The 12,793-nt window shown below is 63.1% G+C and carries 8 protein-coding genes and 2 pseudogenes; 1 reads left to right on the top strand and 9 read right to left on the bottom strand.

Annotation, left to right across the window (positions count from 1 at the left end):
• Positions 1-106 precede the first annotated feature (106 nt).
• The 8 genes and pseudogenes from BBJ41_RS32580 to BBJ41_RS32550 form a co-directional block, all read right to left on the bottom strand.
• A pseudogene (locus BBJ41_RS32580) lies at positions 107-519 on the bottom strand (DUF1801 domain-containing protein).
• A complete protein-coding gene (locus BBJ41_RS32575) occupies positions 516-947 on the bottom strand; it encodes an SRPBCC family protein (protein WP_069750237.1) in 432 nt (143 codons plus the stop codon). Before BBJ41_RS32575 ends, BBJ41_RS32580 begins: the two are co-directional and overlap by 4 nt.
• Positions 947-1,270: an ArsR/SmtB family transcription factor gene (locus BBJ41_RS32570; RefSeq protein WP_069750486.1), complete on the bottom strand. Its 324-nt coding sequence runs from the start codon at positions 1,268-1,270 to the stop codon at positions 947-949. Before BBJ41_RS32570 ends, BBJ41_RS32575 begins: the two co-directional genes overlap by 1 nt.
• 206 nt (positions 1,271-1,476) lie before the next feature.
• Entirely contained in the window at positions 1,477-2,895 is a 1,419-nt protein-coding gene (locus tag BBJ41_RS32565; protein WP_069750236.1) for a hypothetical protein, read from the bottom strand.
• Entirely contained in the window at positions 2,892-3,164 is a 273-nt protein-coding gene (locus BBJ41_RS32560) for a PAAR domain-containing protein (RefSeq protein WP_236872100.1), read from the bottom strand. Before BBJ41_RS32560 ends, BBJ41_RS32565 begins: the two co-directional genes overlap by 4 nt.
• A 23-nt stretch (positions 3,165-3,187) precedes the next feature.
• Entirely contained in the window at positions 3,188-3,901 is a 714-nt protein-coding gene (locus BBJ41_RS39910) for a T6SS immunity protein Tli3 family protein (protein ID WP_083282076.1), read from the bottom strand.
• Positions 3,901-5,828, bottom strand: a pseudogene (locus BBJ41_RS41730) (T6SS effector phospholipase Tle3 domain-containing protein). Before BBJ41_RS41730 ends, BBJ41_RS39910 begins: the two are co-directional and overlap by 1 nt.
• 3 nt (positions 5,829-5,831) lie before the next feature.
• On the bottom strand, positions 5,832-8,345 hold the full coding sequence (locus tag BBJ41_RS32550; RefSeq protein ID WP_069750235.1) for a type VI secretion system Vgr family protein: 2,514 nt from the start codon (positions 8,343-8,345) through the stop codon (positions 5,832-5,834).
• Positions 8,346-9,384: 1,039 nt separating this feature from the next.
• Here BBJ41_RS32550 and BBJ41_RS32545 point away from each other — a divergent pair.
• Entirely contained in the window at positions 9,385-11,118 is a 1,734-nt protein-coding gene (locus BBJ41_RS32545; RefSeq protein ID WP_069750234.1) for a S53 family peptidase, read from the top strand.
• A 99-nt stretch (positions 11,119-11,217) separates the two neighbouring features.
• Here BBJ41_RS32545 and BBJ41_RS32540 read toward each other — a convergent pair whose 3' ends face one another.
• The gene (locus BBJ41_RS32540) at positions 11,218-12,624 is read right to left on the bottom strand and encodes an MFS transporter (protein WP_083282073.1); all 1,407 of its coding nucleotides are present in this window, start codon (positions 12,622-12,624) and stop codon (positions 11,218-11,220) included.
• Positions 12,625-12,793 lie beyond the last annotated feature (169 nt).

Here is a 12,793-nt window from a genome sequence, read left to right as displayed (position 1 = left end):
ACCGCCTCGCGGCGGTTGCGGCCGATTTGGATGCCCGACCTCGTGTCGGGCTTTTTTTTGCCTGCGTTATGCCTGCGTTATGCGGCAGCGTCGGGCAGACGGCACGTCACGCCGCCTTCGCCCTCGTCCGGGTGTTCTTCTTCAGATGCGTCCGGTTGTATTCGATCGCCGCGCGGATGAGCGTCTTCAACGCCCGCTTGTCGATCCGGTCGCCTTCGAAGAAGTCGATCGCGCGCCGCGCGTTGCCGTTGAGACCGTCATTGAACAGCCCCCGGGATCGGGTAGATGCGCGCCGTGCATGAAGGTCAGCTTCACTTTGCCCTTGTGCGCGTTCGCGACCGCGATCATCCCGTCGCACGACCACACGGGGCTGCCCATCCATTTCCAGTCCTCGACGATGCCGTCGTCGGCCGCGAGGATCGTTTCGCGGAGATCGGCGAACGTCTTGCCGCGCCAGTCGGCGATGCCGGCGATCAATGCGTCGATGCGCTCCGAAGGGTTGAGGTCCGTGGTACTCATGCGCGGGCCTCCGTGCCTTCGTCGGGGCGCGCCAGCACCTGTTCAAGCGACTCGAAGAACCGCACCCAACCGTGTTGCGCGCCGCGGTACGCCTGCTCCTGATCCGGGCGGAAGCCCACCTGCTCCATGCGCAGGTGCGTGCCCGCGTGCGTCGGCGTGAGCGTCCACGTGACGACGCTTTCGAGACCGTACGCGGCCCACGTGTAGGACAGCTCGCGGTGCGGCTCGATCGTCAGGACCTTGCAATCGACCGAGCCCCAGTCCGCGCGGAAGCTGAACGCGTGGCCCGCGACGGGCTCGAAGTCGCTCTTCATCAGCCACGCCTCGATCAGGTGCGGTTGCGTGAGCGCGCGCCAGATCTTCTCCGGCGGATGCGGCAGCTCCCGGTCGACGACGACGGAGCGCGTTTCGATAGAGGCTTGGTTCATTACTGGTCCATCCTTTTGAGCAGATCTTCAAGGGCGTCGAACCGGTTCTGCCAGAAGCCTGCCATCTGGCTCGTCCAGTCGATCAGCGGGGCCAGCGCTTGCGGCTGCGCGCTGTAGTGCGTCTGCCGGCCTTCGTGACGGTCATTCACGAGCCCGGCCTGCTTCAGTACGCCGAGATGCTTCGACACGGCCGGCTGCGACACGCCCGCATGGGCGGTCAGCGCGGCAACCGTCAGCTCGCCCTCCGCGCATAGCCGCTCAAAGAGCGCGCGGCGCGTCGGATCGGCAAGCGTCCTGAAAAGCATGTCGTGAGCGTTCTGCATGTCCATTCAAATCAATAACCCGTTGGTTATGGATCGAAGAATAAACGCTCGTCGGCGAGAGTCAAGGAGGAAATTCGCGGATGCCGACGATTGCGGCGACGCAATTAGGAAAAAAGGGCCGACCGAGGCTCCGCACCGCGCATCCGGATTCGAGGTTCTGCTCTAACTCTCATTCGATCGTCGCTCGCGTGATGCCGTGCCACACATCACATGGCCTTATATCCGGCGTCGAGATCCCGCAGTTGCCGGTAAAAATCGTCTTCCAACAGCTCACGCCTCAGGAACGAACCACCAAGCTGGATCAGGAGCAGCAATACGAACCCGGTCATGCAGGCCCAGAACCATCCTCTGGATGCATTGAGAGCATCAAGCGCGACCATGATCAGGATCAGGCAACAACTCCCGCCCAGGCTAACCGACAGGCTAAGCCGACGCATATAGCCCGCCTCGACGCGAGGCACCGGTGCGCACTGCGCTCCGATCAAATTCAGCCGTACCTGTTGAGCGCTCGGCGAAGCAACCAGTTGTGCGCCCTGGCCATGTGCCACCATCTGCGCCGCGAGCGCCTGAAGCAACAAGCCACTCACCGGCCCGGGTTTGCCGATCGCGCGATCAACATCATGCGTCGGTAGCTCCAGTCCGGCATCCTTGACGGCGCCGAGCGCCGCGTGACGGCTCTGGGGCGGCAAATCACTCAACCACACATGACGGATGCGCCCGCGAGGCGTCTGCTCCGAAGCCAGCAGCGTTTCCAGCGCGTCCGCCACGGAATCGGACGGCATCGCAATCGGCCGGAATAACCGCGCCTGAGGCCTGAGCTTTCCCTTGACGCTCTCGACCGCGCGCGGTGAAGCAAGCAACATCGCCACGGCGGCCTCGGACCAAGTCGGCTCCGTGCCCTCCGCATGCAGTTGGCAGGCCAGCAACAGTCGAAAATCGGCTTTCCCTGCCTCGTCGAACCACGTCTCGATATTTGTCTGCTTCGCACCGAAAGGCACCCATCCGAACTGCACGAGGTCAGGCAGATTCAGTTTCTTCCAGACCGCTCGTAGTTCGGTCAGATCCTCCTTGTCGGCGGATTGCAAGATCACGTCGACGACCCGGGTCGGCGCATAACGTGCGAGGCTCACCGCAAACGGCGTCACCAGTTGCTCCAACACCCGCCCAAGCCGCGATGCCCCTGCCGAGCTTTCCGTCACCGGCAAGGACAGGATCTTGCCGGGATTAATCGGCGTACTGCCCTCCAGACCCAGCAGACGTTCGGCCAACTCGGGCTCAGGCGTCAACGCAATGCTATTGACGATCGCCATGTGCGCTTGCGCCCATTGCCGCCATGCAGCCCGCTCGCTGCGGCACAGGAAATTCCACCAATCAACCCGCTCGATCCACTCCTCGTAGCCGACATAGATCACCCCGCACACGGCTCCCGACACCAGCAGCGGCAACAGCACCGCGCGCTCGAAGAGGAGTTCGGACATCACCGGCTTGCCCTGCTCCCAGTTGAGTACCGCGATGAGCATGCCCGCGGCCTGGATGACAACGATGGCAAGGACGCACCACCAGATCGACGGTGGCTTGCCGTACTGATACTCCCCGATGTTCGGGATCGTCCACGTTCGACTCATGCGATTTTCATCCCTTTGCTGCTGGCGATCACCTGGCTGCCACACCGCGTCCGGCACATATGCACCGCCCATTTTCGGCCGCCTTCGCTGTAGCCCTCGGTGCACTCGATGATCGAGTTGTCGCCGTGCTCCGGGCACGAGACGACGTCATGCAGCAGCGCCACCTTGCGGCCGTCGAGATCGAATGTCGATGATGCGGTCTTGACGACGCCGCCATGTGTCGTCGCATCGCCCAGGCACACTGGGTTTTTCATGATGGTGTGCTCCATGAAGGGTGGTGAAACCGAGTACGTCATTGGGGTACCAGCGGTGCATCCGGGTTAGACGGCTTGATCGACGCGTCGCAGGTGATGCGGTCCTGGCCGGAGGGCGTGCGAAGCTTTGAAAAAACACCTGGTCGCTTTGATGCTGCAAAGCTCCCGCCCCTGACACCAGGCGGATAGGGCCTGTTTAAGTCAATACCCGGCACCATCGGAGATACAACGACGTAGGCATCGTCGTCTCCCCACTTCTTCGCGACATAGACTTTGTCTTCGGTTACGAACACCGAATAGTTCTTCGAGTCCTCGAACGGATCAAAACTGTTCTTCATATAAACCATTGCAGCGAAGCTTCTCCCGCCGTCCGTCGAATACAACAATCCAACATCGACGCCGTGATCCGACGTTCCAAGATGCGGCGGCGCACCGGACGGAAAGGCTAAATTTCGCCCAGTCAGATCAGCATTAATTAGTCGACCTTGGTAATCTTCGACACTCGCTCTACCCAAGCCTGTTTTTATCCCAGCGTGCGTATCGTTGTAATAGGCTTGACCGTAATTGCAGTCTCGATAGTTCTCGAGTGTCACAAAACGGTGGTCATCGATTCGGTAGATGATCTGGGGTGGTGAATCATAGGGCAGCACGTTTGCACGCAGAAAATTACCCAATGAAAATATCTGCCTCTGCTGTGTCACGCATCCCTGTATCAGGGCAGCCAGTACAATGACAACAATCGAGTACCTCATCACGCTCCCCCTTTCCATTGTTGTTGCCGAAGTTGCTCGACTTCGGCCTTGCTTTGTTCCTCGGCCACCGTAGCCCAATCGATATAGGTAGGTTTGACAACGCTTTGGGGGGCGCCAAGCTCAAAGTAATCGTCATAGCCTTGCGTCCAGTCGGCAAATTTCATCAGACGGGTCCAGAACGCCGGTCTCTCATATGCATCACAAAAGCCGACTGGGAGATCATAGGCAGCCACCCGACGCATAAACGCGTGATGCTGCGGCAACGTGCTGTGATTGGTTGGCTCGGCGAGATAGGTGTCGAGTCGCTGCAGCATTTCGTCCTGGGTCTCAGGCCGCGTCATGCGTCTAGAGCTGTAGATATCCTCGGTAGTAACGGTACGCTCCGGCTGATAAATCGAGCGCATGTAACGGTAGTCAGGATCAGCGTATTGCCCCTGGTTTGGATCGATTGGATTCTTGACCCACTTACCCATCTCAGGCGCAACCAGACGAGACGCATCGAAGTATTTCATTTCTTCTTCCGTGACCGGGTTCGGCACCTGCTCGGCGTTGATCATTACCGTTTTATCGGGATGCGGTACCGCCCACAGCTTCAGGAGAGGCGTAAAAATAGCCCGGTTACCGTTCCAGAAATCGGTCGACTTTGCTCCGGACACAAGCTTGTCTTCGGGAGTAGGCGGCAGCGTGCCGAACTTCCTCACGCCCGGCGCGTCGCCCACCGGCGTACCGCGCGCCAGCATGCGCTGCTTGACGGTATCGCCCAACTCGGCGAGCAATTTGTCATCCACGCCCTGCCAGCCGATGCTTTGCAGCGGCGTGGCGCCCATCACGCGATCATGCGGCGTGAAGTACACGTACAGTCGGCCATGATTGTCGCGCTCGTGCACGCCGGACTTGCGCCGGTTGTCGGGCCGCCAGAAATCCATGTCCTCGGACGCGCCGCACTGAAGCTGCTTCAATTCCGTCTCGGTGAAAACGTGCTTGTCCTGCTTGATCCGGTTTGCGATGTTCCGGAAAGTGTTGATGCGCGCCTCCGGAGTGGGGCGTTCCGTACCGCAAGTCAGAGCGTCCGTGATCTTGTCATCGAGGGCATACGGCGAGTTCATCACAAACACCGCATCGGGCGCGCGTGTCTTGCATAAGGCGGTCGCCGCGAGCGCGATCATCGTCCCTTGGCTATGCGACATCACAGTCACCGTATCGCGCGGACACTCGTCGCGAATCCGGTCGATCAGGTCGGCCAACCGTTGGGCCGCATGCGCGTAGTAAGTGCGCGGCGGAGAGTCCTGCAGTTGGCGATCGGACTCCGTGTTCAACGACTCCATATCGAACCTGAGCACGTGACGCTTGAATCCCTCGGAGCTCCACAATTGCGGCAGGTTGTTGGTGCCGTTCTGGAAAGGACCGCCCCCCCAATACCACGGACCTTTTTCATTCGTGCACACGGGCGCCCACGCATCGAAGCCGCGCGGGTTGCGCATCGGGATGCGCCAATTGCGCTCGGTGCCGGGGCCGCGCTGTAACCCCAATAGAAGCGGATCACGGGGGAATTTCCGGTCGCGTCGGGATCGAGCTGACGAGGAATCGGCTTCTTCGTATCAGGATCAACCGCGATGTAATTGTTAGCTTTCAGCTTCGCGCCTTCAGGCCGCTTTAACCGGTCATTCAACCCATCGCACAACGCCTGTTCCGCCGCGTCATACCACTCCCCCGTGGAATTAACGCCATGCACAAAGATGATGACGCTCGGCATGTGCGGTGGAATGCGGCACTCGGCGCGCACCTGAAAACTGCTCGGAGTGTGATATGACTCCCAATAAGGTTGCCCAAGATGATCGCGCTGCATCGGCACGATGCGCGTTGCGGTGTCGTGCCGGTAGGGTTTCGGCGTATCCGCATCGTCCGGCTGGTTGGACTGGTCCATCATGAATCAGACCTCCTTATTGTTCTGAAGCAGCAACTTGAGCCCCCGCGCAACATCCTGCCGGCTCAACGAGGTCTCCCCCTTGTCGCTGGTTATGCCCTCGATAATCTGTCCGCTGGCGAGCTGAATCTTGTACGGTCGGTTTGCGACCGGCCGGCCGGTGATGTCGTCGCTGAGAATGAACCGCTCGTCATTCGCGATATCGATCTGGTCAAACTTCGGAACCGGCAGCGACAGCGCACCCGGCCCTTCCTTCTGGATTTCGATGATCTTGAGGATCAGGCAGCCGGCCCCGCCAATCTCGACGTTATCGCCCTGCACCTTGATGTAGGCCGTGCCGCCACCGCCAAGCACAACCCCGTTGGCGGCATTGACCGTCGTGGTGCCATCGGCACTGGTGATCCGCATGTCCTTCTGCGACACCAGCTCCATCGTGTCCGACTGCGCCTGGATTTGAACCTTGCCGCGCGCGGCGTAAAGCTTGATGCCGAACTTGTGTGCAAACAGCGACAGCACCTCGCCCGCCGCGATCGCGACGTTCCGGAGCGCATTCACGTTGAACCGCGACGACGTGCCGACGCTCACGTCCTTGCCCGCCGACACCATCACTCGATCCGGCGTCGCCAGGCCAATGCCGTTCGGCGCGGACAGCGCGATCACGGCCGTCTTCAAGCTCGCCAGCTCGTCCTTCAGCCATGCGTTTTCCGCCCTCAGGTCCGCGATTTCCGCCTGCGCCACAGCTGCGGCATCGGTCAACCCCTGAGCTTGTGCCTGCGTCAGCGCAAACTGATTCGTCGCGGGCCTCATGTAGGTCATCTGCCCGACCGCCTTCTCCTGCCTGTCGGACGACACCAGCAGACCACCACTCGCGCGCACGTGCCCCCGATCGTCCGTGCGCAACTCGAAACCCTCGCCTCGCCGCTGCTGTTCCCGGTCCACCGTATAGCCCAGATTCAACTGCGTCTTGCCGTGCTCGGTCGCGACCTTGATGTGTTCCTTGCCTTTCCGGTCGTCCAGCTCGACGGTGTTGTTCGAGTGCGTGCGAATCGTATTGCGCGTGCCCCACGGTACGCCCGCGACGATCGGATCCGTGTGTTGAGCGGTATGCAGCACGTGGCTGATGAACGGCAAATCCACGCAGCCCCACAGGAAGCTCACGCCGACAACCGTGCCCTCGACGAGCCCGAAGTGAAAACCGGTCTGGTTCGGTCCCGCGAACGGCTTCGCCAGCCTCATCGGGCAACTTTGCAGCCCCGGCGCCCGCGTGTCGCGATCCAGATGGAGATCGACGATGTATTCGCCCTGACTATCCAGATACGGGTCTTTCCAGCCGCCCGACGACGCGATCGTCCCGGTGATGACCCCGTCGACTCTCGGCCACGCTTCCTCCATCAACGGCATTCGATATTGGCGGTCGGACGGAATCGCGTCGAACTTCACGCGATACGTTTTCTTCCGGCTCGCGCCGCACATGACCCGCACCACAACCAGCCCGTGCTTCGCATCGGGAAACGCCCGGTTCGATAGTTTCAGCACCGAGCCGGGCGTGAGGTCCAGCATGTCGCACTCGCCGCGATACGCGACCTGCCCGGCCAGCGCTGCCTCGCGACGCAGTTGCGCCTCCTCCTTCGCCTCGTCCTCGCTCCGGTTCGGTGGTCCCCACGTATACGCTTCGCCATACGTGGTGCGGTCGTCGTGGATCGGGCTGGCGGCCTCGATCGGATCGGAAATCGCCGTTTCGGTGCTGAACGTGCGTACCGTGTAGGCCTCCGGCAAGGTCTTCGCATGCATTTCGAGCGCGCTGACCGACTCGATGCCTCCGGCTTCCAGCCCGCCGTGCGGCCGGTACGCGACCGTCAGGCGCTCTGGATCACGGCGATAGTGTGCATAGTCGTCGCCGAAGCGCACGCGCTCGCAACGTTCTCCTTCCTCGCACACAAACCAGATACCCGAGCGTCGGCATAAACGCGTAATGAACGCCAAGTCATCCTCGCCCCATTGCATCACGAAGCTGCGCTTGCGATAGATCCGGTGCAGCTTGAATTCAAAGCTCGCAAAAATCCGGTTGAATTCGTGCTCCCGCAGAATCCGCTCTATGATCTCGGGAATGCTCATGTCCAGAAAGAACCGGCATTTCGGCGTATTGCGCAACAGCGCCAGACGCGATTCCAGCACGATTTCGTACAGCGACTCGTCGCGATTGGTGGCCTTCAGCACGAAGCTCGTTACCACGCCTTGCACGCGTCGCGCGCCTTCCGGCTGACTCCAGCGGTCACGCAGCGGCGGCTGGATCACGAACGCGCCCATCCGGTTCAGGAATTCGCTGCGCGACAAGTCATGACGGGGATGCGTGAACTGGATCGTGTACTTGGTCGGCTCGCCGATCCCCCGCGTCCCTTCGAACTCGTAGATGTCGGCAAGCGCAGCAGCAGGTGCGCCCTTGAGATCCAGGCTGTAGAACTGGTGAATATTGACACCCGCTCGCGCGGGTGTGTCGGAAATGGCCGTACTCGCGGTCAAAGAGCCCTCCGAAAACGTTCGCGGAATAACCCGCGAGACTTTAACGGCGCGAGTGACGATACCGCCATAAGACGAATATGAAATTAGCAAAAGCCGGGATTCGAAGCCGAATCGATTAACGGGCTCCGGTCGAACACAAACAGACTCCGTGCTTCCCGGATAGCGATTCGCTTGATTAGCACCACGCTGCTGGCTCATAGAGCTTCACCGTGCAACATCTCCGGTGCGTTCAGGACAACGGGGCGTCCGCGCCGAAGTACGACCGAGCGTCACTCTCGGGACGCCGGCGGCTCGAAGGCATTTCGTGAGAATCGGGATAGCCGACTGATAATCGAACATGCAATACGAAAAACTCCCGCTCGGCCCATCGCGAAATGCGCGTTGAGCCCCTCCAATCCAATTTCGGCGATAGCGGAGATCAATCGTCAGCGATCGCGACCGCAGATCATTGCGCACCACACTGAGGATTGCCCACGCAACAACGGCATCGCTTCACAAAGGCATCGCGGACAGTCCCGACTTCCCTCGCCCAAACTCGAGCATTTCCTCTAATTCACGGCGACGTCCCTGCAACCGAAAGCAGCCTGCAAGACTGCGCGATGCGCTGTTCCACAGTTCGGGAAACGCCTGCATACGGCCGGCCCCTTTTTTGTGCATGCGCGAATCCGTTGCTGCCGCATCGCGTCGTTTGACCACATAGTGCGACTCGGCATCCTGCGCCCACCAATCCGGAATCGAGCGTGCGCACACATGCCCGCTCCGTCATCGCGCATGTTCCGGCGTCGCGGCGACCGACTCGTGCGCGCGAACGTCGCGCATTGCCGCGCAGTCGTGCCGCGAACCGGTTCCTTTGCCGATGGCGTCCACCCGTCGCACGTGGTGCACGAGACACGCCCGATCGCCCACCGATGTCAGAACTGACAGCTATGGAAACTGGCAGCTACCTGAACGGCACCGACGCCCTACGCTCGTCACCGCTCGCGGCCCCACAAGGGCCGGGGGTTCCAGTAACGTCGCCTCTCCTAAAAAAGGACTCCCGATGAAAAGGAACGCCTGGTTTGCCCTTCCCCTTCCGTCGCCCCGCCGCCTCGCGTGTGCGTGGCCGCTCGTGCTCGCCGCCGGTGCGGCGCACGCGACGACGGATTGGGTCGATACCAACACGAAGGCCTTTCTGACCGGCCCGCAACTGATGGCGCGCAGCGCGGCGCCGTCGCTCGAACTCGCGGCCGGCGAGACGACCGACGTCGTCGTCAGCCTGAAGCTGCGCAACGCCGCGCAGCTCAAGCAACTGGCGCGCGACGTGAACCGGCCCGGCAGCGCGCATTACCGCCAGTACCTCACGCACGAGCAGTTCCTCGCCAGTTACGCGCCGACCGAAGCGCAAGTGAAGTCGGTCGTCGACTATCTGCGCAAGAGCGGCTTCGTGAACATCGAGGTCGCGCCGAACCGGTTGCTGGTATCCGCGCGCGGCACGGCCGGCACGGTGAAGACCGCGTTCAACACGTCGCTCGTGCGCTTCCAGTACGCGGGCCGCTCGGGCTTCGCGAATGCGTCGACCGCGCAGGTGCCGAGCGCGCTCGGCAACGTCGTCGGCTCGGTGCTCGGGCTGCAAAGCGTCGCGCGTGCACGGCCGATGCTGCGCATCGGCAACGTGGCGAAACCGCAAGCGCTCGCGGCCGGCACGGCCACCGGCCACTATCCGAAGGAATTCCCGGGCCTCTACAACGCGACCGGCGTGCCGACCGCAGCCGGCGTGACCGTCGGCATCATCACGATCGGCGGCGTGTCGCAGACGCTGCAGGACCTGAAGCAGTTCACGTCGAGCAACGGTTACGGCACAGTCTCCACGCAGACCGTCAAGACCAACGGCACCAGCGGCAGCTACAGTGACGACCAGGACGGCCAGGGCGAATGGGATCTCGACAGCCAGTCGATCGTCGGCGCGGCCGGCGGCCAGGTCGGCAAGCTCGTGTTCTACATGGCGGACCTCAACGCATCCGGCAACACGGGCCTGACACAAGCATTCAACCGCGCGGTGTCGGACAACACTGCGAAGGTGATCAACGTGTCGCTCGGCTGGTGCGAGACCGACGCGAACGCGGACGGCACGATCGACGCCGAGGAGCAGATCTTCACGACGGCTGCGGCGCAAGGCCAGACGTTCTCGGTATCGTCGGGCGACGAAGGCGTGTACGAGTGCAACAACCGCGGCTATCCGGACGGCGCGAACTACACGGTGTCGTGGCCGGCTGCGTCGCCGCATGTGCTCGCGATCGGCGGCACGACGCTCTACACGACATCGGCTGGCGCCTTCTCGAACGAAACGGTGTGGAACGAAGGCCTCGACGGCAACGGCAAGCTGTGGGCGACGGGCGGCGGCGTCAGCACGATCCTGCCCGCGCCGTCGTGGCAGTCGGGCAGCAACCGTCAGTTGCCGGACGTGTCGTTCGACGCCGCGCAAAGCACGGGCGCGCTGATCTACAACTACGGCCAGGTGCAGCAGATCGGCGGCACGAGTCTCGCCGCGCCGCTGTTCACGGGCTTCTGGGCGCGCCTGCTCGCCGCGAACGGCACGGGTCTCGGCTTCCCGGCCAGCAACCTGTACCGCGCGATTCCGTCGAACCCGTCGCTCGTGCGCTATGACGTCGTGTCGGGGAACAACGGCTATCAGGGGTATGGCTACACCGCCGGCACCGGCTGGGATCTGACCACCGGCTTCGGCAGCCTGAACATCGCGAACCTCAACCAGCTGATCAAGTCGGGCGGGTTCTGATCGACAGGTGAAAGCCGGCGCGCGAAGACGATCGTCGCGCGCCGGTTCGTCCGTTTACCGCCTTCGGATCGTCAGGTCACGCCGCATTCGCGTGCGCGACTACTCCCTCGCCCGCTCCGGCGCGGCCGCCACGCCGGCCCGATGCGACGGCGCAAACAGCCGCAGCCCGCTCGCGACACTCGCCGCGCCCGCAAACCCCGCGCCGAGCATCAGCGCGAGCGTCGGCCCGTGGCGCCCCGCGATCCCGAACGACAGCGCGACGAGCGCGGCGCCCGTCGCCTGCCCGATCAGCCGCGCGGTCGCGATGATCCCGCTCGCGCCGCCGCTGCGCTCGGGCGGCGCGCTCGACATCAGCGCCTTCAGGTTCGGCGACTGGAAGAAACCGAAACCCGCGCCGCACAGCATCATCCGCCAGCCGATGTCGAATACGTTCGGCGTCGCCGGCAGCGCGGCGAGCGACACCATGCCGGCGCTCAGCAACGCGAGCCCGATCGCGCCGAGCAAACCGGGCGGGTAACGATCCGACAGCCGGCCCGCGATCGGCGCGGCAAGCGCGACGATCGCCGACCACGGCGTCATCAGGAAACCCGTCTCGACCGCGCTGCGATGCAGGACGGTCTCGAAATAGAACGGCAGCGACACGAACGCGAGCCCTTGCGCGGCGAATGCGCAGACCGCCGTCAGCGCGGACAGCGTGAATACGGGGCGGCGAAACAGGTCGACCGGCAGCATCGGCGCCGGGTGCCCGGCCTGGCGACGGATCAACAGCCAGCCGAACACGAGCGCGACCGCGGCCGCCGCGAGCACGACACGCAGCGGCCCGCGCTGCGCGAATTCGCCGAGCGCGAAGATCAACGACGCGAACGTGATCACGTTGAACAGCGCGGCGACCGGATCGAACGCATGCTTGCCGCGCGCCGTCTGCGGCAGCGACGGAATCGCCACGGCAAGCGCGAACACGCCGAGTGGCACGTTTACCGCGAACAGCCACGGCCACGCGGCGACCGACAGGATCAGCGACGCGATCGTCGGCCCGATCGCGAACGACACGCCGACCACGAGCGCGTTGAAGCCGACGCCGCGCCCGAGCCGGTGCGCGGGAAACAGGCCGCGGATCAGCGCGACGTTGACGCTCATGATCGCGCTCGCGCCGAAGCCCTGCACGATCCGCGCGGCGGTCAGCATCGGCAGCGTCGATGCGAGCGAGCAGCCGAGCGACGCCAGCGTGAACACCGCGAGCCCGGCGATGTACACGCGCTTGTGGCCGACGATGTCGCCGAGCGATGCGAACGGCAGCAGCGTCGCGACCATCGCGAGCTGGTACGCGTTGATGATCCACACGGAGGCGGCCGGCGACGCATGCAGGTCGGCGGCGATCGCGGGCAGCGCGGTGTTCGCGATCGCGGTGTCGAGCGTCGCGAGCGCGACGGCCAGCAGCACGGCGGACATCGCACGCCAGTTGACGGCCGGTTCGGCGATACCGGCGGCAGGAGCGAATTCGGACAAGATCGGGCTCGGCAGACGGGCGACGCGAGGCGTCGCGGATTGAGCGGCGCGACGGCATGCGTTCCAGGCAATGAAACCGGCTCGCGTGCCGTCGCGAACCGTATTGTTGCAGAGCCGCATCGAACGTGCAGGCAGCCGCGTCGTCAGTCAGCGAAACGAAAGCTTGCGC

The organism is Burkholderia stabilis (assembly GCF_001742165.1).
Classification (GTDB): Bacteria; Pseudomonadota; Gammaproteobacteria; order Burkholderiales; family Burkholderiaceae; genus Burkholderia; species Burkholderia stabilis.
Note: the sequence above shows the minus strand (reverse complement) of the source record. Positions and strands in the feature narration are given on the sequence as shown.